Consider the following 24,198-nt stretch of genomic DNA (forward strand, 5'->3'; position numbering starts at 1 on the left):
CGTCATGACTGAACCATTATTTTTCGAGCCTGTTTTTAAAGAAAGAATTTGGGGCGGCACAGCTTTAGCCTCTTTCGGCTACGAGATTCCATCCGAACAAACGGGGGAGTGCTGGGCTTTCGCCGCCCATCAAAATGGGCAAAGCGTCGTGAAAAACGGCATGTATAAAGGGCTCACACTCAGCGAATTATGGAATGAACATCGCCATTTATTCGGACATATAAAGGGAGACCGCTTTCCTCTTCTGACAAAAATTTTGGACGCCGACCAAGACCTATCCGTACAAGTGCATCCAAACGATGAATATGCAAAACTGCACGAAAACGGGGAGCTTGGAAAAACGGAATGCTGGTATATCATTGATTGTAAAGAAGATGCGGAGATCATTTACGGCCACCATGCCAAAACGCGGGAAGAACTGGTCTCAATGATCGAACACGGGAAATGGAACGAACTCTTGCGCCGCGTCAAAGTGAAGCCGGGAGATTTCTTCTATGTGCCGAGCGGAACCGTCCATGCGATCGGAAAAGGTATTTTGATTTTGGAGACGCAGCAGAATTCAGACACAACCTACAGACTATATGATTATGACAGAAAAGATGCTGAAGGAAATCTGCGCGAGCTCCATTTGCAAAAAAGCATAGAAGTGATCGACGTCCCGTCTTCGCCTGGCCGCGAAGATGTTCAATATGAAACATCGGGTAATGTCAAGACTGCCGCACTGATCGAGTGTCCTTATTTCTCAGTAGCAAAATGGGATGTAAAAGGATCAGCCTGTTTCAAACAGGATAAACCGTTTCTTCTTGTCAGCGTCATAGAAGGGGAAGGGCAGATCAATGCGTCTTGCGGCAACGACTTTTCTTTTAAAAAAGGAGATCACATGCTGCTGCCTGCGGGCTTTGGAGAATTTACAATCGCCGGCCGTGCAGAATGTATCGTCTCAAGCCTGTCAAATGAATAAGCCATCAACGGTAAACTTTCTAAACAGACCATCAAAACGATGGTCTGTTTTATTTTTTCAAAAAAAGCATGCCGGCTTGCCAAAACGCGTTCGCCACAAGGCGGACAATGCATATTCCCAAGCTTTCACAAGTAAAATAGAGTAAACCAAAAAAACATTTGGAAATCTTCCAATTATTTGATAAGCTGATATTAAAAGCTTCATAACTTACACATCAGCTGCACTGCCCGGAGCTTTTCGCGAACAGTTGCTTCATGAAACAAAAAAGCGGGGCTGTGTTCCGGCGACAGGCAGAAGAAAAGCCTGTTAAATGACCGAAACAACCGTGCCCTTCATAATTGGTTGGTCCTTATCTGGATGAGAAAAGGAGACGATGATTCGTATCAGGTAAAATGTAAGCGGATTCATCGTCTTTTTATCTCAGTTTATCACTCTTTTTAGCGGAAGCGAGGAGGAAAGCAATGGGGAAAGCAAAAATTCGATGGAATGAACCCTTGATTTCTCAACACGAATCGGCTGCTGAAGGATTTACGCCTGAAGATTTCACAGAGGAAGATCAACTGATTTCAAAAACGACAGAATCATTTGTCAAAAATGAAGTCACGCCCCTTCTTGAATCGATCGATCAGCAGGATCACGAAAGCGTGAAAAAATTGTTTCAAAAAGCGGGAGAGCTCGGATTGCTCAGTATCGAAGTTCCTGAGGAATACGGCGGCCTTTCACTCAGCAAGAAGCTTTCCGGGTTAGTAGCAGAGAAAATGGGAGCCGGCGGATCGTTCAGCGTCTCCTTTAATATTCATGCGGGCGTCGGGACATTGCCGTATATTTATTATGGAACAGAAGAACAAAAACGAAAATACCTTCCGAAACTGGCATCGGGCGAATGGATCGGAGCATATGCTCTGACAGAGCCGGGCGCAGGCTCAGATGCTTTAAACGCAAAAACGACGGCCGTCTTGAATGGGGAAGGAACAGCCTGGGTTTTAAACGGGGAAAAACAGTGGATTACGAACGCGCAAGTAGCTGATGTATATGTTGTCTTTGCAAAAACGGCGGAAGGCATGACAGCATTTATCGTCGAACGTTCGTTTAAAGGCGTTTCCATCGGACCTGAAGAGAAGAAGATGGGAATCAAAGGGTCTTCGACGGCAACCTTAATCCTCGAAGAAGTCGAGGTGCCAAACGATAATGTTTTGGGTCATGTCGGGAAAGGTCATCACGTCGCTTTGAACATTTTAAACATGGCCCGCTTAAAGCTCGCGTTTTCGAACATTGGAATGGCAAAGCAAGCATTGAACCTTGCCGTTAGCTACGCCAAACAGCGCAAACAATTTAACAAGCCGATCATCGGTTTTTCAATGATTCAAGAAAAGATTGCCGACATGGCAATTTCGATTTTCGGCGCCGAAAGCGCTGCTTACAGAACGGCAGACTGCCTGGACCATGTTTTAAATTCGGCTGAGCCATTAGACGACAGACTGAGAAAACTCACAAACTATGCATCCGAATGCGCGATCAATAAAGTTCACTGCTCCGAAATACTCGACCGAAATGCAGACGAGGCGGTGCAGATTCATGGCGGCTACGGATACATGCAGGAGTACGAAGTCGAACGTTTGTACCGGGACGCGAGGATCAGCCGGATTTTCGAAGGGACAAACGAGATTAACCGTTTGACGATCGCCAAACTGATGATGAAAGAAGTGAAGCAAAACGGCATCTCAGAGCCGGAAGCTCAATTAAGCAGCGGGGAAAACCGAAACCGGCGGTTTATTCAGCTGTCCAACAGGCTTTTCGGCAAAACATTAAAAGCGCTTAAACGCTCCCGCGTGAACATTCAAAAGGAGCAGGAATACGCGCGGATTCTCGCCGACATGCAAAAAGAACTCTATGTGATGGAATCCGCCGCCCTCCGGACCGAAAAGGCAACCAAAAGATACGGAAGCGAAAAAGCACGGTTGAAAGAAATGATGACGAACGTTATTTGTGAAGAAGGCTTCCGCAAAATTGAAGAGATGGCGGTAACCGCCTTATCAGGCATAGAATCTGATGAAGCCGAAAGAAAGCTCGAATTGGAAGAGGCTCACAGCCTTACTTTGCCCCTTTTCAGCAATCTGTTTGCTCAAAAACGCGAAATCGCAGAGAAAATAGCCGCTCATGAAAAATATACGGTGTGATCGGAGGGAAACCGTTTGAAAAAAATCGGGTTTATCGGTTTGGGCAACATGGGTCTGCCCATGTCGAAAAATTTGCTTCAGGAGAACTTTGCGGTGTATGGAACGGACCTTAACAAAGAAGCTGAATTGGCCTTGCATCATGCAGGGGGAACGATCGGGATTTCAGTTGAAAAGATGGTAAAAGAGTGTGACGCCATCCTGACAAGCCTTCCTTCATCAAAAGCTGCAGAGGAGGTTTTTCTGGGGAAAAAGGGGCTCGTCCACCTGGCTGAACCAGGCGTCCTTCTGATTGATACAAGCACGGTCGCTCCTGAACTGAATATCCGGATTGCAGAGGAAGCGAAAAGCAAAGGAATTGATTTTCTTGCGGCGCCGGTCAGCGGCGGTGTAATCGGAGCGGTCAACCGGACGCTTACCTTTATGGTCGGGGGGCCGAAGTCTGTTTTTGATAAAGCATTGCCTATTTTCAACGTATTGGGCGAGAATATTTTTCATGTGAACGAAAACATCGACAGCGGAACGAATACGAAGCTGATCAACAACCTCTTAATCGGTTTTTATACAGCCGGCATCAGTGAAGCCTTGCACCTTGCCAAAAACAGCAATCTCGATCTCGAAAAATTGTTTGAGATGCTGAACGTCAGCTATGGGCAGAGCCGAATCTATGAGCGCAACTATAAAAGTTTCATAGCGAATGAAAACTATGAACCTGGCTTTTCTTTGAAGCTGCTGCTGAAAGACCTTGGCTTTGCACTGGATTTGGCTGAGAAAAATGAGGTTGAACTGCCGGTGAGCAAGATTCTCTTCGGCATCTATGAAGAAGCCGATCAAAATGGATACGGCGACAAAGATATGTCTGTTTTATACAAAAAAATAAGCGAACAGAAGACAACTTATCGGTAAGGAGAGGTGAGAAAGTACATGATCACAACGAATGCCAAGAAAATTATGAACCATATCGACGGGGAGTGGGTGAATTCCTCAGGTACGGAAGCTGAAGAAGTCGTCAATCCTGCAAACGGAAACGTCATCGCTTATGCGCCCCTATCTGTGAGAGCGGATGTAGATCATGCCGTGCAGGCTGCCAAACACGCTTATCAGACCTGGTCACTTGTGCCTGTCCCCAATCGGGCGAGACTTTTATATAAATATTTGCAGCTTCTTCAAGAGCAAAAAGAACAATTGGCAGACATCATTACGACGGAAAACGGCAAAACGTTAAAAGACGCCCGAGGCGAAGTGCAGCGCGGAATCGAAGTTGTTGAGCTTGCGACAGCCACACCTACTTTAATGATGGGAGAATCCCTGCCCGCGATAGCTGGGGGCATCGACGGATCGATTTGGCGCTATCCTTTGGGGGTCGTCGCCGGTATTACGCCGTTTAACTTTCCAATGATGGTTCCTCTGTGGATGTTTCCGCTCGCCATTGCTTGCGGAAACACGTTCGTCCTGAAACCTTCGGAACGCACTCCTATTCTTGCCGGAAAGCTTGTCGAGCTGTTTTATGAAGCAGGGTTTCCGAAAGGTGTGCTGAACCTCGTTCATGGAGGAAAGGATGTTGTAAACGGAATATTGGAGAACGATGATATTAAAGCCGTCTCCTTCGTCGGTTCAGAACCGGTCGCAAAATATGTGTATCAAACGGGCACAGCCAACGGGAAGCGCGTTCAGGCTCTGGCCGGTGCAAAAAACCATGCGATTGTGATGCCGGATTGTCATCTTGAAAAATCGGTTCAAGGCATCATCGGGGCTGCATTCGGAAGCAGCGGAGAACGCTGTATGGCCTGCTCCGTCGCGGCGGTCGTTGATGACATCGCCGATGACTTCATGGAAATGCTCGTGTCTGAAACACGGAAGCTGAAGACAGGGGATGGCAGATCAGAGGATCACTTTGTCGGCCCGCTGATCCGCGAAGTTCATAAAGAACGCGTTCTTGACTATATCGACAGTGGTATAAAAGAGGGAGCCGCACTCGCCGTGGACGGACGCAATCCGGATGTTCAGGAAGGATATTTTGTGGGAGCCACGATTTTCGATCATGTAACACCGGAGATGAAAATCTGGCAGGACGAAATCTTTGCGCCGGTCTTGAGCGTCGTCCGCGTGCAAGACCTTAATGAGGGGATCGAGCTCGCCAATCAATCCAAGTTTGCCAACGGCGCTGTCATTTACACGTCGAGCGGGAAAAGCGCCCAGCAGTTCCGCGACAAAATCGATGCCGGAATGATCGGCGTCAATGTCAACGTACCAGCTCCGATGGCATTCTTCTCCTTCGCAGGGAACAAGGCCTCTTTCTATGGAGACCTTGGGACAAACGGAAAAGATGGCGTCCAGTTTTACACGCGCAAAAAGGTCGTCACCGAACGCTGGTTCTAATTCTTAACATAAGGCTCCCTCTCATGCGCAACAGATTTTTTCAGAGGGGCCTTTTCTATTTCAACAGGGAGGGATCAATATTGAACTTGAAATATGCCACACTTAAAACAGAACATAGCATCACGACCGTCACGTTGAACAATCCGCCGGCAAATACACTCTCTTCTTCCTGTATCGCCGAATTGCGCTCTCTTTTTCGGGAATTGGCCCGCGACGAGGAGACAAAAGCGATCATCGTCACAGGAGAAGGACGATTTTTTGTGGCGGGAGCGGATATAAAAGAATTTGTTTCAAAACTCGGGAACCAAAAACTAGGGCTGGCACTCGCAAAAGGGGGCCAGGCGCTCTGTGATGAAATCGAAGCTTCCAATAAGCCCGTCATTGCGGCGATGAACGGACCGGCTCTTGGCGGAGGCCTGGAACTCGCAATGAGCTGCCACTTCAGAATCGTATCAGACGATGCAACACTCGGCCTTCCCGAATTAAAGCTCGGCTTGATTCCCGCGTTTGGAGGTACACAGCGGCTTCGCAACATAACGGATACAGCGACAGCACTCGATCTCATCCTGACGGGCCGAACGCTTTCAGCTCAAGAAGCGGTAGAGCTGAAAATTGCGCAGATGGCGGTAAAGGGGGAGGAACTGATGAAGACGGCAGAAGGGGTCGCGTCGTCTTTTATCGAAGGAAAAAGCATGACCAGCGTGAGGCGCGCCGTCGAATGTGTCGTACAGGGCGCCTCTGAAAGCATGGAACAGGCACTGGAGAGAGAGCGAAACAGATTCGCCGAGCTGTTTGTCACTTCAGATGCCAAAGAAGGAATTCACGCATTTGTCGAAAAGCGCAAACCAAACTTTCATCATTCATAAAAGGAGTGGATCCAGATGTCCGATGATGTGCTGTTTTCCGTTAATCAAAACGGCGCCGCAGCGATTGTTTTGAATCGTCCGAAAGCGCTCAACTCCCTCACATACGACATGGTCCGTCTGATTGGTGAAAAGTTAAACGAGTGGGAGACAGATCAAAACGTTTCTGTTGTATTCATCAAAGGTGCAGGACCAAAAGGACTGTGTGCCGGAGGGGATATTAAGGCACTCTATGAAGCACGTTCGTCAAAACAGGCCCTGCAAGAAGCCGAACTCTTTTTTGAAACAGAGTACGAAGTCGATATGGCAGTCCATCGATTTCCGAAACCGATCATCGCCTGCTTGGATGGGATCGTCATGGGGGGAGGCGTCGGCCTGACATACGGGGCCAGCCACCGGATTGTCACGGAGAGGACAAAATGGGCGATGCCTGAAATGAATATCGGTTTCTTTCCGGATGTCGGGGCAGCCTATTTTTTAAACAGAGCTCCGGGACACATAGGAAGATATCTTGGATTAACGGCATCAGTCATCCATGCGGCAGACGTGCTGTATATCAATGGGGCAGACGCCTACATGGAGAGCGGCGCTTTAGAACGATTGATCCAAACAGTGGAACAAACAGATTGGCGTCTTGCAAACGTTGAAGAAAAGCTCGATCAGCTGATCGGCGAATCGAAAACGAAGCCCTCCCAAGAAAGCACGCTCGTCCGTGATCAGCAAGCGATTGACCGTCATTTTAAGTATGATAAGCTCGAAGAGATCCTTCAATCGCTCGAAAGCGAAGGAAGCACTTTTAGCTCGAATGTGAAAAAAACGATGCTTTCCAAAGCGCCATTTTCATTGAAAATCACATTGAAACAGCTGGCGGACGGACGTCAAAAAACATTGGAAGAATGCTTTGCAACAGATCTGGTGCTGGCGAAGAACTTTTTGAAGCACGACGATTTCTTCGAAGGCGTCCGGTCCGTCCTAATCGACCGTGATCAATCGCCGAACTACAAGTACCGGCACGTTTCAGATGTAACCGATGAAGCAGTGGACCGGTTTTTCCAACCTTCTGAATCTGTCCGATTTTAAAAGCGGGAGCTGACGATTAATGTCAGCTTTTTTTTGTAAACCTCCCACGGTTTTTATCTGGGGGGCCACCAACAATATGCTTAGGTACCATCGGCTTTAATTCATTGATTAAGAGGGCTGAGTGAACCTAAGCTTTCGATATTCTTCATATCAAAGGTGTATACTCCAAGAAAATTAATATGTTCCCATCCCAATTCCCCTCGTTTCCCAAAAATAAGGCGCTCGCAAGGCCATTCATGGTCTCACCTTTTTTCACTGATACGACGACGTAAGGATTCATTTGATATGTAATCCAAAATTAGAATTGTATTTTTCAATTCCTCCACGTGATTCTCATAATCCACACTAATCTCAACGATAAATGTTTCCTGTTCAATGATATGGTTTTATAAATTCGTTGATCATTGATGCTGTACATTCATTAGGATCATTGGAGAGTACCTCAGCTTTTAAAAAAACTGAGGTCATTTGTTTCAATATAATTACACCTGTAGTTGAACATCAAAACAAAAACTACAATTTTGATATCTTGCTTTTACATTCGCAAACGCGTACAGAGGGTCATCATAGGAGATATACTATGGATGGAGGTTACGCCCAAAACAATGCTGAATAAGGGAACTGGCGTATAACAAGGTTTCGAATAATATGAATTAATAGGGGGTTATTATGAAAAATAAAATACATTTTAATTTTTACAAGCTTTGGCTAGGACAGTCTGTAAGTTTGTTAGGTACCCAGTTTACAATAGTAGCTTTGCCTCTTTTTGCATTAGAGGTGCTACAAACAAGTGAGGCAAATGCTGCCATGCTTCGTGGGATTATATTCATACCCTACCTAATTTTCGGATTAGTAGCTGGTGCTTTGATAGACATCCTTCACAGAAAAAATATTTTGCTAATTTGTAGTATATGTCAAGGCGTTTTATTTTTAGCAGTATTCATACTGACTGTAACAAATATAATAACGTTCCCTTTATTGGTGTTTCTCATGTTTTTGAATGGAGTATTTACTACGTTTTACAACATTGCAATTCCCTCTTTCTTGCCTGAAATATTAACAGATAAAGACAACTTAAAAAAAGGAAATGCACTACTAGCTCTTTCAGAGTCTCTCTCTATAGTAATTGGTCCTATGCTAGCAGGAATCGTTATTACTCTAGTTGGATTAACAGGCTCTTTCACTGTTGACGCAGTAACGTATTTTGTTTGTTTTGTGTTTGTATTATTTATTTCAAAGTTTAAACCGCATACAGAGGGCTCTTTAAAAAACGCAAATATAAAATCCGTATACAAAGACATATATGAAGGTTTGATATATTTTAAAAAACACCCTGTATTAGAACCAATTGTAAGCTGTGGCGCTGTTTACGGTTTTTTTAAATACATACTAAATAGTATTTTAGTAATATTCCTTTATAAGGTAATGGGTCTATCTGAACTTGAAATAGGCTTTGTTGTAGGTTCAGCAGCGGTGGGATTTTTAATAGGCAATACATTACTCATGAAAAAAAGTCAACAAATTAATAATACAAAAATGCTTATTTATAGCGCTACTGTATCAGTTATCGGTCTGGCCTTTATACCGATAATGGGATATTTGGGAACCGTTTACGGTATAGTAGCTGCAAGTATCATACATGGCATGGGAGAAGGTGTATTTGGCCCTTACTCTGCAACCATACGACAACTTGCTTCACCAAGTCACATGCTAGGCAGAGTAAATGCTGTACAGCGTACGCTTAATTGGGGAGCTTGGGCATTAGGAAGTTTTGCTAGTGCATTTTTAGTTTCTATATTCGGGCTTCAAACTACGTTATTTATAGGGGGCTTCGGAACAACATTGTGTTTAATGATGTTGTTAAGGCGAGGCGTATCAAAAGGAACCGAAATTGAATATACGAGTTCATTATAGAGGAGATGATTATGATGTATAAGATATCAAAAGGAATCGACATAGAAAATACACCACACATTTTATTTATAGGGGGATGGACAAAACCTATACAAGATGCTTTAGATAGGGGGTATACTGTTTCGTATATAGGGTCTTACACTAAACACATATACTTTGATGGAACTATTTTAGAAAAGTGTTTCTATAAAAAAGAAATAGACACAACAAATATACCCTTGTCTGTATACTATGCTGAAGAATTGTACAAAGAGAAACCATTTGAGGTGGTAGTATCTTTCAACGAAGCAGCCTTAGATACGGCTTGCATAATTGCAAAGATTTTTAATGTTAAAGGACCTTCTTACAATGCTAATATGATAACCCGCAATAAGGACATGATGCGTGAAATTCTAGCAGGCAAAGACTTTTCGATAGATTCGACAGTTTGCAATAACATAAAAGACATTGATGAATTTTTGAACAAAAAAGGCAGCATTATAATAAAGCCTCCGATTGGTGCAGGTGGTATAGGAGTGTCTAAGCTAGACACGGGAGATAACGTAGAGGTATTTATTAAAGATAATGGTATTCAACTACCTGTTTTAGTGGAAGAGTACGTTGAAGGTGACGTAGTTTATACGGTCGAAACCGTTTCTTATAACAAAAAACACTCTATACTAGCTATATCAGCTGAAATATTTAAAGAAGATACGTTTATAATAAACTATACTATTATGCCGGCACCTATAGATGAATCCCAAAAAAAATTAATTATGGAGAAAGTAATGCTATTTTTGGAGGACATGCAACTGGAAGACGGCATTACTCATACAGAGGTAAAGTTAGACAAACAAAAAAAGCCAATAATCATAGAGTCTCAAGTTAGGATAGGTGGCGGAAACATATGGAAAATGGTGGAACTAACAACCGGCATATCTCAATTTGGATACTATTATGATGCGTTAGCTACCAAGACTATAGATGAATTTAGATGTGTACCTTCAAAATGTCAAGCTATGTCTTTAAGCTTGATTCCAAAACCAGGTTGCATAAAAGAAATCAAATACAATGAGCTAGCTAACATTTCCGAGGTCGTATTAATTGATCTATTTGTAAAAGAGGGTGACACCATATCACCTATTGTTGACAGTACAGGGCGCAAAGGAAGTATATTATTTACAGCTAAGGATATAGAACATATGTATGAAGTTGCTTATGAAATATGTGACAATATAACATTTGTTTATCAGGACTTGTCAGAATGGAAACCTTCATTTAAAAAGAAATGTGGCACATGACTTGTCTATGTCAAGGTGCCTCAAAAAAGAACTCTTCAAATTCGAAGGGTTCTTTAAATTTTTATTCGCTGTTTAGTTATGCACGGTATTCAGCTACGATGGTATTATCTCAAACAGTACAGCGTTACACTGGCGATGATGCAAGTATAATCGGTAGAATAGGAAGCAGCAAGATATCATCCTAAAAAGGAAGGAACAATGAAAAAAATCATGATGTTTTTATTCATTTTTATCATCGTATTTTGCGCGGCTGTTTTGTTATTCATCAATTTACACCCCGTGTTTGGGGGAAATCCAAGCACAGAACAAAAAAAGCTGTATCAAAGCTTTGACAATTATGCAGATGGCAAATTTGTCAATCAGGCTCCAGAAAAAATGGATATGGGCGGAATCTCCGGCGTTTTCTCGATGATGAGAGACGCTGTTTCCGGCGGCAAGGAACGCAACCCTTCCGGTCAAATCCCTGTTTCTAAGATCGATTGGAGCACAGTTAAAAGTAACGAAGACAGCTTAACGTGGTTTGGACATTCCGCTTTTTTACTGAGCATCGACCGCAAAAAAATACTCGTAGATCCTATGCTGGGTCCAATCGCTTCACCCGTATCATTTATCGGAAGCAGACGCTACAGCGAAGACATCCTGCATATGGTCGATGATATGCCGCCGATTGACGCCGTCTTGATCACACATGATCATTATGATCACTTAGATTATCCATCCATCTTAAAACTGAAGGAAAAGGCCGGTCATTTCTTCGTTCCCCACGGAGCCAGCGCACACTTGATACGGTGGGGAGTTGAGAAAGAAAAAATCACAGAGCTCAATTGGTGGGATGAAACGGAGTTTCAAGGTTTGACGATAGCCTTGACACCGTCCAAACACTTTTCGGGTAGAGGGTTGTTGAATCGAAACACGACCCTGTGGGGCGGCTGGGTTATCCTCGGAAAACATACGCGTTTTTATACGAGCGGCGACGGAGGATATGATGAACATTTTAAGGAAATCGGCAAAAAATACGGCCCTTTTGATATCACCTTAATGGAGGGCGGTCAATATGACAGACGCTGGTCCGGGATTCATATGACACCCGAACAATCTGTACAAGCCCACAAAGATGTAAAAGGAAAGAACATGATGTTGATTCACTGGGGCGCGTTCACCCTCGCCTATCATGGCTGGAAAGAGCCGATTGAACGTGCTTTGAAAGAAGCTGAGAAAAAAGGCGCCAACATGATTGCTCCCGCGATTGGTGAAACAATCCTGTTAAACGGCCAATACTCGCTTCCCGAGTCCTTTTGGTGGGATATGTAAACAGGCCGTTTATCCGTATACAAGTCATATCCTTTGCAACTCTAAAAAAAGCCGTTTCCCGCGCAGACCGGAGACGGCTTTTTCTCTATTTTATTTGGCTGCAAACTTTTTAGTCTGCATTCCTTTAATCATGACTGAATTTTTTTGAAAGAAACTTGATTATATTAAATATCCAATAGGCAATTGCCCCTGTTGCGATGCCATATAATGCGCTCACTAAAAGGATTGCTGTTATAACACTTACATACCCCATAGCTGTTTGTCCTGGCCTTGACCTGAAACTTGTTTTCATCAATTGGAGTTTCGCTCACTGAAGTAATAAAATAGGTTGGAGAATAGTGAGGATAAGTTTTATGCCATTTCCTAAATCATGCTCACTGAAGCTTCCGTCATCAATACTACTTTGTATGTAGTTGTCAATATCTATTGTATCACCAAAAATTTAACAAGTGTTCTACGTCAACAGGATTTTCTTTGAAGTATTGAGTGGAAAACTCATCAGATTGAAGTCATCGGAGCGGAACAAGTAGATGAAGCGTATGAGCGCGTACTTCGCAGCGATGTGCGTTATCGATTCGTGATTGATATCTCCACTTTGTAAATCCTATGTAATACCAGATAGGCCAGTCATTTTATTTGACTGGCCTTTTTTCGCCTGATCCGGCAATTTAAGCGGAGCGGATGGACATACAGCTTCATTCTATATGTCTCGCTTGGAAATTGGCGGGCTTGGATCTCTGAAAAAGTGCAGTTTGCGACAAGAGAGTCAGAGCTGAGACGTTCTGCCATCAATTAGATTTCCTCACAGCTCTCATGATGACATATACGATGCCGAATACTATATGATTGCAGGCCCTAATGGCATTTCACAACCTCCCACATGTGAATTTCCTTTCCGTTATTATTTTTACATGTTGTAACAAACTTGTAAATCCATTTCAAAGTAAAAGCATATACAGACGAAACCTTTGACAATACAAGCAACAGCTACTATAGTAGGATAGTACTTTTATTTAATATTTACTGATAATTCAGGACATTCATTTATGAAATTTTTATCGTGCTACACTGCTGACTACTAAAACGCACTAATAGCTTAACCCGAATCGGAGGACTCATGATGGCAAAAAAAATTCCTTTTTCATTTATCCTAATCATAGGACTAATGCTGTTTGCATTATTTTTCGGTGCAGGAAATCTCATTTTCCCGCCTATGCTTGGTCAGATGGCCGGAGAGAATGTATGGACAGCCAATGCAGGATTCTTAGTGACCGGAGTCGGATTGCCATTACTCGCCATTACCGCATTCGTTTTTTCAGGAAAAAATGATTTGCAGTCTCTGGCCAGTCGTGTGCATCCATTGTTCGGCATTGTATTTACGACTGTTCTCTATTTAGCAATCGGCCCTTTTTTCGCGATTCCCAGATCCGGTAATGTATCGTTTGAAATAGGGGTTAAACCTTTTTTATCTCATGATGCAAGCCCTGTTGCCTTAATCATATTTACCGTATTATTTTTCACGGTGGCCTGCTTGCTGTCTCTGAATCCAACTAAAATTATTGATGTTATCGGAAAATTTTTAACTCCTATTAAATTAACATTTATCGGATTACTCGTCGTTACGGCAATTATTCATCCAATCGGAAGCTTTCAAGCTCCGTCTGCAGGATATGCATCACACGTGTTTTTTAAAGGGTTCAAAGAAGGTTACTTTACACTTGATGCCCTTGTCGCTTTTGTATTTGGAATCATCATTGTGAACGCCATGAAAGAGAAGGGAGCGGTCTCCAAAAAACAGCTCATGATCGTTTGTGCAAAATCGACGGCGATTGCAGCAGCGCTCCTGGCTCTGATCTATTCAGCGCTTTCATACATGGGGGCTTCCAGCGTTGAAAAACTGGGTCTATTAGAAAATGGAGCCGAGGTTTTAGCGAAGGTTTCATCCTATTATTTCGGACCATATGGTTCCGTTTTTTTGGGCTTAATGATCACGGTGGCATGTCTGACAACAAGTGTGGGACTCATCACAGCATGCTCTTCGTTTTTCCACGGCTTGTTTCCAAACATCTCCTACAAAAAAATTGCTGTCATTCTATCAATGTTCAGCACCCTTGTAGCAAATATAGGATTAACACAGCTGATTAACGTTTCAATGCCGGTTTTAACAACTTTGTATCCCATTGCGATTTCTTTAATATTCTTAACATTTTTACATCCCTTATTTAAAGGGAAGAGGGAAGTGTATCAAGGCAGTCTGATAATGACCTTTATCATCAGCTTGTTTGACGGCCTGAATGCTGCCGGACTCAAAATTGCAGCTATTAATCAATTTTTCAATCAGTTTCTCCCGATGTATGACATCGGATTAGGATGGGTGCTTCCGGCGATTCTAGGAGGAATAGGCGGCTATATTATTCATAGACTGCGGAAGTGCTGAATAAACTCATAAACATGGAGGCAACCCTTTGATCACAGGGTTGCCTTTTTCTTTCAAATGTTTGCGATGGTTTTCCATAAATGGATATTCTATAATGGTATTAGTTTATCCATTTTGAAAAGAAAAGAGAGCTGAGTATGAGAAAATGGTATTTTATTTTATCAGCGTGTATTTTAGTTTCTGTTATCATCGCTTTTGCTTACGATAAGACCGGAGCAAAAGAAGCAGAACCGGCTAACAGCTTGTATGTTTCCCCCGATGGAAATGATCAAAATGAAGGAACGAAAGAAAAGCCGTTTCGAACTCTGGGACATGCAGCAAAAAAAGCTGTCCCTGGCACAACTGTTATGATTCGGGAAGGCACGTATCATGAAACGCTTGATGTGAAGGAGAGCGGGTCGGCTGAAAAGCCTATCACATTTCAAAACTATGAGAATGAAAAAGTCGTCATCAGCGGAGAATCTATTCAGGACGCTGAATATGAAACACCGCTCATTCAGATTCACAATCAACAGTACATCACAATCAGCGGCCTTACGATTCAAGACCTTTCCGTTTCATCGGAAGAAGCAACCGCCATGGGAATTTATGTTTCAGGCTCCAGCAGTCATATTACCATTAAAAACAATCACGTCCGGGATATAAAAACAACAGCGGATGACGGCAATGCCCACGGGATTGCCGTCTATGGCTCCGGCAGCATGAAAGACATCAAGATCGAGGACAATACGGTTGAAAAGCTGACACTCGGAGCGAGTGAAGCGGTTGTGCTGAACGGAAACATTGACGGTTTCACGGTGAGAGGCAATATGGTTCGCGACAACAACAACATTGGAATTGATCTGATCGGTTATGAAGGAACGGCCGCTCAAAACGATTTTGTGCGCAACGGTATCGTAGAAAACAACACGGTTTACAATAACTCCACTTACGGAAATCCCGCCTATGGGGATGATTACTCTGCGGGCGGAATTTATGTTGACGGAGGACAAAGCATTGACATTAAGAAAAACACGGTCTACGGCAACGATATCGGGATAGAAGCAACGTCTGAACATAAAGGGAAATATGCTGATGATATTCAAATAACCGACAACAAAGTGTATGAGAATGCGTACACGGGCATTTCTATCGGCGGATACGACCAAAAGCGGGGAGGCACCAGCCATTCTGTTATTGCGCACAATATTGTTTACCGCAATGATACAAAGGGGCTGGACGGCGGACAACTTTTGCTCCAGTATGACACAAAAAGCAACAAAATTGAAAAGAACATCATCACAGCAAGCGATTCGCGAATATTTATCGCAAACGACTTTACGAAAAATGAAGGAAATAAAGTGAATCATAACGTGTACCACAAGGAAGCCGGCAAAGACGGTCTGTGGATTTGGAAACAGAATGAATACAACTCGTTTTCGTCGTATCAAAATGCAACAAATCAAGATCAAGACTCGATTTATGCCGATCCGATGTATCGCGACGAGACGTCTTATGACTTTACATTAGATCCGGCTTCACCGGCTTGGCCGGTCGTTAAATAATTTCATAGGAAAACAGGCTTAATTTATGAAGCGTATGGAAGTTTAATGCCTGCACGCACCACAAAAGCTACTCTTTGAGAGTAGCTTTTTTATTTATTGGAAGATACCCTTTGCGACTCAACTTCTATCTGTCAACAGTCAGTTTAATCAAGTTTTATTTTTTAAATTCTGCTTATTAATAGCTTAAATTTTATAAAATTATATTTACAAACTGACTGTGGTCAGTTAAAGTGAATGCTTAAGAAGAAAAATAAAATCAGTGAGTGAGAGGTAGCCAAATGGAATTGAATGTAGAAAAAATAAATACTGCAAAAATATGGTCATTGTCATTTGTTTTTGTGACGCTTGCAAATGCTTTCTTGTTTATGGTATTTGAAATGTTATTGCCGACATTGCCTTTGTTTGTGACGGCTATTGGAGGAGGGGCAAAACAAGTCGGCTATGTCACGGGTATTTTTATGATCTCTGCAATTGCTGTTCGTCCTTTTGCAGGGGCATTGGCTTTACGGTTCAATAAAAAATATTTGCTCATTTTAGGACTTGTGATCAGCGCTTTCTCAACAGGCGCCTATTACCTGGCGTCTGATGTCACCGCTTTATTACTGATTCGCTTAATACATGGCGCCGGGTTTGGATTAGCGACGACCTATTTTGCAACAATCGCAGCTGAAATTATTCCTAAAGAGCGCAGGGGTGAAGGCATTGGATATTTTGGAGTAGGTGAGACAATTGCTGTTTCCGTTGGACCGATGATCGGTATCGCGACTCTGGAGCTTTATAATTTTCAAAGACTTTTTTTAGGCGGGATGTCCGTTCTTTTGCTGGCGGCGCTAATGGCTGTTTTCGTGCGCAGACAGCCGGAAACAAAGGATACTGGCGGAAAGGGCACTGCAAAGTTAAAAGTATTAGAAAAACGTGTGCTGCTTCCGTCAATTCTTATTTTATTCGTTGGTATTGCTGCATCTGGAATTATGTCTTTCTTTTCGCTCTATGCGATTGAAAAGGGGTTTCAAAGTGTCGGGATGTTTTTCTTTTTGATTGCAGGAGCCAGTTTTTTTATACGGCTTATTTCCGGCAGAACATTTGACCGATACGGAGCTGCCGCCATCCTTATTCCCGCCTCGCTATTTTCAATAGCAGGGCTGTCAATATTATATTTCGCGCAAACAAATGCAATGTTTTTTACAGCGGCTATATGCTACGGTTTTGGATTCGGCTCAATTTTTCCCGCCATCCAAACATGGTGTATCAATCTTGTGGAAGAGCATGAACATGAGGATGCAATGGGAACGTTCTTTAATTTTTTCGATATGGGGATTGGCGGAGGGTCCTTATTATTAGGTTTGGTGGCGACGGTTTATTCCTATCGGGAGATCTATATTACCGCCATTTTCATGTACCTTCTGTTTCTTTTATTATATATTTTATATATCTGCATGATGAAGAGAAAAACAGCCTGAAAAATAGGGGAGGACGGTATATTGACCAGAGAGAATATAAAGCGTACAGCGGTTCGCCAATTTAATGAATTGGGATATGAGGGAGTCAAAATGTCGCATATTGCAAAAGAATTGGGAATCAGAAAACAATCTCTCGCTTATCATTTTTCGTCAAAAAAAGAGCTGCTGATGGAAATATACCCCGAGATTGTGGAAGAGGAAATTTCATTTATCAACGAATTCTTCGATTCAAGAAAACATATGCCTGCAAAGAGTCAAATATATGACTTTTTAAAAGAAACCCAAGTCCGTTTTCATGCATTGCCAAATGTAGCTTTTTTGCAGGCAATGTCCTTTAAGGCGCCTGCTGAAGTAAGCGATTTTATTTCAGCCCAATACCTTTTATATCTGCATACTTTAAAAGAACAGGTAGCGAATGTTTTTAAGGAATCGGATGTGAACTGTCCGCCGGAGAAATGTGCGATAGGCTTTATTACGCTTTATGACGGGCTTAACATTCAACTGGTATACGAAAACAAACAATCATTTGAACGGTCTTTAGAGATATCATTTGATATTTTTTGGCGCGGACTATTGTAGGTGCATCTGATTTAATTTAGAGCTGGAATCCATGGTTGAAAGGCAGAAGGGGGGGGGCCGCTTGTCTGGAGTTATTTTTGGAATCGTATGCTTCTTTCTTGTGTTTTATTTCCTAAACTATATCGGTCAAAAGTTAATATCTAGAAAATCACCTGTGAATCATAAGATTATCATTTCGATTTCATTTGTAGAAGCTCTTATTTCACTAACTTTAGTCTATTACCGTCCCCCATTTTTATAATAACAAATTAATTTTAAGTTACCTCCATTAAGAAGTGTCTATATCTAATTGTGGCTTTTCTTTGAATCTTCAGCAAGTACTTTGCTGACTTTTATTAATTAAGGGGGAACAAGAAAATGAAAACTTATGACGCATTTCCAGAACCAATTGGCGGCTATACTGTCGGTCGAACCCAGATGGATTTTGATTACACGGCATCAGACCACTCAAAAAGAGAACTGACGGCGTTTGTGTACTATCCGTCCGACAGTAGCGAAGGCAAGACTGCATCAACGTACATGTTTCCTGAGGTCTACGAAATGCTTGATGAGCAGCCACTTCTCACTGCGTTGAAGGATGCTTACTCTATAGATATCAAGACCCAGTGTTACGACGACCTTGCTCTCTCCGGGAAGGAAAAGCGCTATCCGGTGTTATTCTATGTTTGCGGCGGGGGCGGTTCTCCAGAATGGGGTACAGTGATCTGTACAGACTTGGCAAGCATGGGATATGTTGTGGTAAGCATCGGCCATCAGAATAGCACGATGTATAAGCGTAAAGATGGGCGCCTGTTTAATGTATCAAAGGATTTTTCGGATGCCATTATGGCGTTTTCTGAAGATCCGGAGATGCTGGCGTTGGCTGGTAAGATGGAGATTCGGCCTGACGATGAAACTGCCATTGAGATGTGCCGTAACGTGCTTACACTGCCGATACTTGCCAAGTTAACAAAGTATAGTGAATTACAGGCAGAAGATGTAAGGTATGTAGCCGATTATCTTTACAAACTGGACTCTGGAGAACTGAATTCCATCTTTAAGGGCAGATTGTTGCTTGACATCGGCATGGGCATAGTCGGACATTCTTATGGAGGGCCTACGACGGCGATTGTTTGCCGGGACGACGACCGGTTCGCCTGCGGGATTGGCTTGGATAGCGGTGCGTTCGGCCTTCGCGACAGCGACCTGAAGAAACCCTTTTTGCTACTGTTTTCTGAACCTAACTATAATATGAATGCGATCATTGGCGCTAACAACAGCATGGAAACCTATTATTTCTCTGTTGATCGTGCTGCGCATTTAGATTACTGCGACATCGTGTTTACCAGTGTTAATGAGGAACTCAGAGGCGAACGGGATGCTATGGAGATGCGAAATCTTGTTACAAACTATACGAAGAACTTTTTTGATCATTACATACTGCAGAAGGCTGCAAGTGTGGAAAGTCTGGCATACGATGGCGTGGACTTGATCAAGAAGACCAGCAACAAGTGACATAGCCGAGAGGTTGCTGATAAACGCATGTCAAAGAGCTAGCCGTACAGACACAGAGCCGATAACCACGTAATAGGGTTATCGGCTCTCTCATATTTCAGGCATTGTTTTTAAGTGATACAAGCTTTTATCTAGATACTGAGATGAGTGTTGATTTGGGAGAATCGCGTCCAATTAAAACTAAATGAATATGCAAACTGCATGCTTAATGTATGGAATGAAGTTAATACATTACATGTGAATGCTGATGTTGAAGTCAATGAACTATTACATATAATGTTGTGAACATTTCAAATCAGTAAAGTAAAGTTGAAAAAACCAGCCAAAATTACAATGTAAGTTAAAGGAGTTTGCGAAGAATGGGTTATAGGAATGGAAATTATGGCTGCATTTTATGTCAAAGTTTAGTGAAAGTAGTTCATGGGCTAATGCAACCAAGGGTTTTGTGTCGTACAGCTGATGGAGGAACATTGCATAATCCTGACCTTCATTTTTTCTAGTTTACATAATATATATTCTCGGAAGTTAAGGATTGAAAAGAAATTCTGTCTCAATCTCAAAGTATACTCAAGTTAGTGAGACAGAATAAAAATTTTATCGATAAACTGAATATACGGCAATTTCTTTTCCCCATTTATGTATCGTTTTTTCTAAAGTCATGCCGATTCGTTCGGCAACTTTTCTGGACGGCAGATTTTTCGCATCAGGTAAAGATACGATTTTTTTCAGGTGAAATGACTCAAATCCATACTGTTTGCATGCTGATGCTGCTTCGGTTGCATAGCCGTTTTTCCAGACGCTCCGTTTAAACAAATAGCCGATTTCCATTTCGTCCGATCCTTCGACTTCCTGTGGCACGATGCCGCATTGACCTAGAAATTCGCCTGTTTGTTTATGTTCGGCAACCCACAGACCGGTTCCATGTTTTTCATAGTTTTCAAGTGTCCAGTCGATCCATTGCAATGTCTGTTTTTCATTCTTTGTCGATGGATAATATCCCATGGCTGTCGGGTCAGAAAAGATTTCGAGCAGGTTTTCCGCGTCATCACGCCTCATTTTTCGCAAAATCATCCGGTCTGTCTTCATGATCGTATCTTTCATGGTTCTTCTCCCCCTTATTTTATTGATTATGAAGACGTTAATTCCCGATAAACCGTTTCTAATTCTTCCATTGTCAGATCTCCGTATGCGCATTTAATCACGGCATCTGCGAATTCATCATAGTCGTCATCTGTTGAAAAACCTTGCTGGAGCGTTTTGGCGTAAAGCGCGATTTGTTTTTTTCGCTTTTCAATGTCTTCCTCTTTGCCTGCGTAATCAGGTCCATTGATCGTGTCGTAGTTTTCCTTGACAAGCATCATGTATTGCTGCAATGTTTCATTCATACATCCATCTCCTTTCATGTTTACAAAAATATTCCTCATTCCTTCCATTATAATATATACGAAAACGGACACCAAATTCGGTGTCCGTTAATGTGCCGTTATTTAGGTTCAGCGCCCCAAATCAGTTTTCCATTCTCATACAACGTGATTTTTTTCGTATTTTTAAATGTGTTTGAACCTGAAGAAAATGAATAGTCGCCGCTTTGGGCATAATTGCTCCAGTTGTCATTGTGAAGACGGATCTGGATTTCGCCTGTACTTGCACCCGGCGCTAATGTACCGTTTTTAAATCCTACTTCAAGATACGTGTCTGCTCCGTTTACCGCTTTTTTTAATTGGACGAATTTGTGCGTGATTTTGCTGCAGCCGATTTGGGCATAGTCGCAGTCAAAATTTTGTCCTTTGTGATTCGTTTTATACCAATAGCGGACAGTGATTCGATTTAAAGACACGGTTTTTTTGCTGTTGTTTTTAATGTTGAGCTGAGGGCGGATTTGGTTGCCGTTTACATTGTTGTCCCCCGCTCTGTATTGTACTGCTATCGTGTTGGCTGCAGCGCCGCTGTCTTGACCTGGTTTATCCTGATCCTTTTTCTGGTCTTTTTGATCTGACCCTTTCGAATCCGATCCAGAGTCTCCTGACGAACCGTTTGATCCGCTGCGGATGTTTTCCCTGACGAATTTACCTGATGAGGATAAGTCGGATTGAGACCATCCTCCCTTTTTAGAGGCGCCGGAGTTTAAAGCAGCTGACGACTCTTGTTTGTCGCACAAGCTCCAGTTTACCCAGCTGATTTTTTTGCTGTCTAAATATTTCAGCCACTCCCTGGATTGGTCGAGGTAGACACCGCCGTTTCCGGAAGCATCGCTCGTTCCCCATTCTGTGACGAAAATCGGCGCTCCTTTGCTGAGTGCATAGTCTGCTTTATCCCGCAAAGACTGACCGTGCGTACCCGCATAAAAATGGAGCGCGTACATGACATTGCCGTCTTTCAGCTGATTGTCCGCCGCATCGTTGACATCTTGGCTCCAAGTGCCTGTCCCAACGATCACAATATTTTTCGGAGAATTTTTGCGGATCACGGACAAAATGTCTTCAGCGTAAGGTTTAATGTCACGGTTCCAGTTGACATCGCCGTTCGGCTCGTTGGCAATTTCAAAAATGACGTTTGGCGTCTTGCCGTAAAGCCTTGACATTTCGTTGAAAAACTCTTTTGCTTTCGCTTTGTTTTGGTTTGGATTGCCGTCGCTCAGTATGTGCCAGTCGATGATCACATAGATTCCGAGTTCTTTTGCCGCTTCGACGGCTTCCTTCACTTTGTTTTTAACCGACGGATTGTCAATATAGCCGCCTTCACCCGTATACATAGCCGCGCGGAAGACATTGATGCCCCAGTCGTCTCTCAGCCATTTTAACGAGTCTTTGTTGACATAATCGCCATACCACTGCAGCCCGTGTGAACTGATTCCTTTCAGCTGAACCGCTTTTCCTTTTTGATTGACGAGCTGCGTACCTTTCAAGGTGAGCTGTCCGTTTACAGCAACGGGTGTTTGAGAAGCGGCAGACGCTTTAGGTGCGATGATACCGCTGATGCCGAGTGTTGCTACCATGAAGCAGGCGATGAAGACAGAAATGGAACGTTTCATGTATGACATTCTTTTTCCTCCAATGATGTTATTTTCCAAAAACACTTTCTGGCAGACATTTTCACCCCTTTCTTGGCTTGTAGCACGTTACTGATTGTAAAAAAACTATTCATTGATTGTCTATCAACCATATTTCACGTTTTTTTCGTTTTGAAAATCTATCTATTTCCTCTTTTCGTATGAAATGGGAGGTCTGAATGCTAATGATGAAAAGCTAAAAAAGTATGACCGGGGACTTTGTGCTTCCTTTTTCTCTCAATTCGAAATTTTAAAACCTGATTCTTCTTCAAAATAATGTCTTCCCTCTGCCTAAAATGCGGCAACCGGGAAAAAATCGCTGTAAAAAGTTCACAAAGCGGACATGTTCTCTCTGCTGTTTGTGTCATTTTATTGTCAAAAAAATAAAACCATCCGCTTGGAATGGTTTATTTCTTTAAATCAGAGAAAAAGCTGACAAGTTTTGTTGCGACACCGACAAACGTTTCAAGAATCGCCTGTCCACCTGCGACCGATAAAATTAAAATTAACGGGAATATCGTTTTTGGGACAATCAGATACCCGACAGCAATGATCAAAGCGCACCATATCCCTGCGCACCAATAGCAATTCAGCAAATAGCCGAAGTTTGATTTCGGCACTTTTTTCGTTTCTACATGCCCTTGTTCATCAACCGTCTGCTTTTTCTTCATGAACGGTTTCCGGATAAACTCCGTGATCTTGTCAAAAACAATCAAATGAGTTAGCCGGTAACTGGCGAGAATCAGCATCGTAAATGTAAGCCAGGATAAATGCTCCATTGCAGGCCTCCAACATGAAAAGTTATCTATAGCTATTTCCCGATTTCTTCTGACTTATTGCTTTTTTTGTCATTTTTCCCGAATGTGATGTAGATCACGATTTTCCATCTGTGAACCCGTTACATTTAACCCATAGCATAAAAAACACTTCAGGAGGTTTTACAAATGAAAGCAGTATTTGATCAAAACACAAAAACAGGTGATATTGTTACGCGTTTTCCAAGAGCCAGCAGGCTGCTGAAAGAATATCGCATCGACTTTTGCTGCGGGGGCAACCGCCCGATCGGTGAAGCGATAAAAGAACAGGATTTAAATGAAGAAGAAATTTTAGCAAAAATCAATACATTATATCAAGAGACAAAGACATTGAACGCAAAAGAGACGAACTGGAGTGAAGCCCCGTATTCACAGCTGATCGACCATGTGATTCATACGCACCATGCTTACCTGTATGAGGTGCTTCCTGAACTATCAGGCTTTGTCACAAAAGTCTACCGGGTTCACGGCATCCATCATCCGGAACTCGCCCAGGTCCATCAATTGTTCCATCAGCTGAAAACTGAACTGGAACACCATCTCTTTCAGGAAGAGGAACTCATTTTCCCGAAAGTGACGGCCTATGAAGAGACGCGATCAATGGACAGCCTGGCAGAAGCGGTTCAGGCGATCGACGTCCTTGAACAAGAGCATGAAGCCGCAGGCAGCATCTTGAAGGAACTGAGAAAAGTGACCAATGACTATACCCTTCCTGAAGGGGCATGCACAACATATACACTGACTTACTTAAAGCTTGATGAATTGGAAACAGATCTTTTTCAGCACATTCACCTGGAAAACAATATTTTGTTCCCGCGGCTTGAAGCGGAAGCCAATCAATAAAATAAAAAGACAGAG

General features: G+C 42.7%; 19 protein-coding genes and 2 pseudogenes. 16 read left to right on the forward strand and 5 right to left on the reverse strand.

What is annotated here, in order from left to right; translation table 11 throughout:
• Positions 1-4 precede the first annotated feature (4 nt).
• The 6 genes from manA to M1D90_RS11495 all read left to right on the forward strand — a co-directional run bounded on the left by manA (position 5) and on the right by M1D90_RS11495 (position 7,457).
• A complete protein-coding gene (manA, locus tag M1D90_RS11470; RefSeq protein WP_423856377.1) occupies positions 5-961 on the forward strand; it encodes a mannose-6-phosphate isomerase, class I in 957 nt (318 codons plus the stop codon).
• Between the two features lie 461 nt (positions 962-1,422).
• Positions 1,423-3,138, forward strand: coding sequence for an acyl-CoA dehydrogenase family protein (locus tag M1D90_RS11475; protein WP_149169475.1), 1,716 nt, complete (start codon positions 1,423-1,425; stop codon positions 3,136-3,138).
• A 15-nt stretch (positions 3,139-3,153) separates the two neighbouring features.
• Positions 3,154-4,041 (forward strand): NAD(P)-dependent oxidoreductase, encoded by an 888-nt coding sequence (locus tag M1D90_RS11480; protein WP_149169474.1) that lies wholly within the window; start codon positions 3,154-3,156, stop codon positions 4,039-4,041.
• Between the two features lie 18 nt (positions 4,042-4,059).
• Positions 4,060-5,514: a CoA-acylating methylmalonate-semialdehyde dehydrogenase gene (locus tag M1D90_RS11485; protein WP_026579633.1), complete on the forward strand. Its 1,455-nt coding sequence runs from the start codon at positions 4,060-4,062 to the stop codon at positions 5,512-5,514.
• Between the two features lie 80 nt (positions 5,515-5,594).
• A complete protein-coding gene (locus M1D90_RS11490) occupies positions 5,595-6,380 on the forward strand; it encodes an enoyl-CoA hydratase-related protein (RefSeq protein ID WP_456282782.1) in 786 nt (261 codons plus the stop codon).
• A 15-nt stretch (positions 6,381-6,395) separates the two neighbouring features.
• Entirely contained in the window at positions 6,396-7,457 is a 1,062-nt protein-coding gene (locus M1D90_RS11495) for an enoyl-CoA hydratase/isomerase family protein (protein WP_456282783.1), read from the forward strand.
• 101 nt (positions 7,458-7,558) lie between these two features.
• On the opposite strand, the pseudogene M1D90_RS11500 reads toward M1D90_RS11495, so the two are convergent.
• Positions 7,559-7,774, reverse strand: a pseudogene (locus M1D90_RS11500) (Tn3 family transposase); the annotation flags it as partial.
• A gap of 352 nt (positions 7,775-8,126) precedes the next feature.
• Between M1D90_RS11500 and M1D90_RS11505 the strand changes: the two are divergent.
• The 9 genes and pseudogenes from M1D90_RS11505 to M1D90_RS11545 all read left to right on the forward strand — a co-directional run bounded on the left by M1D90_RS11505 (position 8,127) and on the right by M1D90_RS11545 (position 19,476).
• Positions 8,127-9,371, forward strand: coding sequence for an MFS transporter (locus tag M1D90_RS11505; protein ID WP_023857547.1), 1,245 nt, complete (start codon positions 8,127-8,129; stop codon positions 9,369-9,371).
• A 14-nt stretch (positions 9,372-9,385) separates the two neighbouring features.
• Positions 9,386-10,651 (forward strand): ATP-grasp domain-containing protein, encoded by a 1,266-nt coding sequence (locus M1D90_RS11510; protein ID WP_025810008.1) that lies wholly within the window; start codon positions 9,386-9,388, stop codon positions 10,649-10,651.
• 210 nt (positions 10,652-10,861) lie between these two features.
• On the forward strand, positions 10,862-11,962 hold the full coding sequence (locus tag M1D90_RS11515; protein ID WP_095290763.1) for an MBL fold metallo-hydrolase: 1,101 nt from the start codon (positions 10,862-10,864) through the stop codon (positions 11,960-11,962).
• Positions 11,963-12,461: 499 nt separating this feature from the next.
• Positions 12,462-12,563: pseudogene (locus M1D90_RS11520) on the forward strand (NADP-dependent alcohol dehydrogenase); the annotation flags it as partial.
• 519 nt (positions 12,564-13,082) lie between these two features.
• Positions 13,083-14,399, forward strand: coding sequence for a branched-chain amino acid transport system II carrier protein (gene brnQ / locus M1D90_RS11525; RefSeq protein WP_095290657.1), 1,317 nt, complete (start codon positions 13,083-13,085; stop codon positions 14,397-14,399).
• Positions 14,400-14,536: 137 nt separating this feature from the next.
• Positions 14,537-15,943, forward strand: coding sequence for a right-handed parallel beta-helix repeat-containing protein (locus tag M1D90_RS11530; protein ID WP_456282784.1), 1,407 nt, complete (start codon positions 14,537-14,539; stop codon positions 15,941-15,943).
• 278 nt (positions 15,944-16,221) lie between these two features.
• A complete protein-coding gene (locus M1D90_RS11535) occupies positions 16,222-17,403 on the forward strand; it encodes an MFS transporter (RefSeq protein ID WP_456282785.1) in 1,182 nt (393 codons plus the stop codon).
• 21 nt (positions 17,404-17,424) lie between these two features.
• Positions 17,425-17,982 (forward strand): TetR/AcrR family transcriptional regulator, encoded by a 558-nt coding sequence (locus tag M1D90_RS11540; RefSeq protein ID WP_456282786.1) that lies wholly within the window; start codon positions 17,425-17,427, stop codon positions 17,980-17,982.
• Positions 17,983-18,339: 357 nt separating this feature from the next.
• Entirely contained in the window at positions 18,340-19,476 is a 1,137-nt protein-coding gene (locus M1D90_RS11545) for an alpha/beta hydrolase (protein WP_456282787.1), read from the forward strand.
• Between the two features lie 594 nt (positions 19,477-20,070).
• On the opposite strand, the gene M1D90_RS11550 is transcribed toward M1D90_RS11545, so the two are convergent.
• The 4 genes from M1D90_RS11550 to M1D90_RS11565 form a co-directional block, all read right to left on the reverse strand.
• Positions 20,071-20,577, reverse strand: a complete 507-nt coding sequence (locus M1D90_RS11550) for a GNAT family N-acetyltransferase (protein WP_197407288.1) — start codon at positions 20,575-20,577, stop codon at positions 20,071-20,073.
• Between the two features lie 26 nt (positions 20,578-20,603).
• Positions 20,604-20,861 (reverse strand): YnfE family protein, encoded by a 258-nt coding sequence (locus M1D90_RS11555; protein WP_020451644.1) that lies wholly within the window; start codon positions 20,859-20,861, stop codon positions 20,604-20,606.
• 98 nt (positions 20,862-20,959) lie between these two features.
• Positions 20,960-22,507: a cellulase family glycosylhydrolase gene (locus tag M1D90_RS11560; protein ID WP_041817446.1), complete on the reverse strand. Its 1,548-nt coding sequence runs from the start codon at positions 22,505-22,507 to the stop codon at positions 20,960-20,962.
• A 425-nt stretch (positions 22,508-22,932) separates the two neighbouring features.
• Entirely contained in the window at positions 22,933-23,304 is a 372-nt protein-coding gene (locus M1D90_RS11565; RefSeq protein WP_020451642.1) for a DUF1360 domain-containing protein, read from the reverse strand.
• A gap of 165 nt (positions 23,305-23,469) precedes the next feature.
• On the opposite strand from M1D90_RS11565, the gene ric reads away from it, so the two are divergent.
• Positions 23,470-24,183, forward strand: coding sequence for an iron-sulfur cluster repair di-iron protein (gene ric, locus M1D90_RS11570; protein WP_456282788.1), 714 nt, complete (start codon positions 23,470-23,472; stop codon positions 24,181-24,183).
• Positions 24,184-24,198: the final 15 nt, after the last annotated feature.

It is taken from the genome of Bacillus sp. JZ34, assembly GCF_053903205.1.

What these genes read in the sequence shown, in the direction of transcription:
- manA (WP_423856377.1), top strand. Translation starts at nt 5, where the DNA reads ATGACTGAACCATTATTTTTCGAGCCTGTTTTTAAAGAAAGAATTTGG.
- M1D90_RS11475 (WP_149169475.1), top strand. Translation starts at nt 1,423, where the DNA reads ATGGGGAAAGCAAAAATTCGATGGAATGAACCCTTGATTTCTCAACAC.
- M1D90_RS11485 (WP_026579633.1), top strand. Translation starts at nt 4,060, where the DNA reads ATGATCACAACGAATGCCAAGAAAATTATGAACCATATCGACGGGGAG.
- M1D90_RS11495 (WP_456282783.1), top strand. Translation starts at nt 6,396, where the DNA reads ATGTCCGATGATGTGCTGTTTTCCGTTAATCAAAACGGCGCCGCAGCG.
- M1D90_RS11505 (WP_023857547.1), top strand. Translation starts at nt 8,127, where the DNA reads ATGAAAAATAAAATACATTTTAATTTTTACAAGCTTTGGCTAGGACAG.
- M1D90_RS11510 (WP_025810008.1), top strand. Translation starts at nt 9,386, where the DNA reads ATGTATAAGATATCAAAAGGAATCGACATAGAAAATACACCACACATT.
- M1D90_RS11515 (WP_095290763.1), top strand. Translation starts at nt 10,862, where the DNA reads ATGATGTTTTTATTCATTTTTATCATCGTATTTTGCGCGGCTGTTTTG.
- brnQ (WP_095290657.1), top strand. Translation starts at nt 13,083, where the DNA reads ATGGCAAAAAAAATTCCTTTTTCATTTATCCTAATCATAGGACTAATG.
- M1D90_RS11530 (WP_456282784.1), top strand. Translation starts at nt 14,537, where the DNA reads ATGAGAAAATGGTATTTTATTTTATCAGCGTGTATTTTAGTTTCTGTT.
- M1D90_RS11535 (WP_456282785.1), top strand. Translation starts at nt 16,222, where the DNA reads ATGGAATTGAATGTAGAAAAAATAAATACTGCAAAAATATGGTCATTG.
- M1D90_RS11545 (WP_456282787.1), top strand. Translation starts at nt 18,340, where the DNA reads ATGAAAACTTATGACGCATTTCCAGAACCAATTGGCGGCTATACTGTC.
- M1D90_RS11550 (WP_197407288.1), bottom strand. Translation starts at nt 20,577, where the DNA reads ATGAAAGATACGATCATGAAGACAGACCGGATGATTTTGCGAAAAATG.
- M1D90_RS11555 (WP_020451644.1), bottom strand. Translation starts at nt 20,861, where the DNA reads ATGAATGAAACATTGCAGCAATACATGATGCTTGTCAAGGAAAACTAC.
- M1D90_RS11560 (WP_041817446.1), bottom strand. Translation starts at nt 22,507, where the DNA reads ATGAAACGTTCCATTTCTGTCTTCATCGCCTGCTTCATGGTAGCAACA.
- M1D90_RS11565 (WP_020451642.1), bottom strand. Translation starts at nt 23,304, where the DNA reads ATGGAGCATTTATCCTGGCTTACATTTACGATGCTGATTCTCGCCAGT.
- ric (WP_456282788.1), top strand. Translation starts at nt 23,470, where the DNA reads ATGAAAGCAGTATTTGATCAAAACACAAAAACAGGTGATATTGTTACG.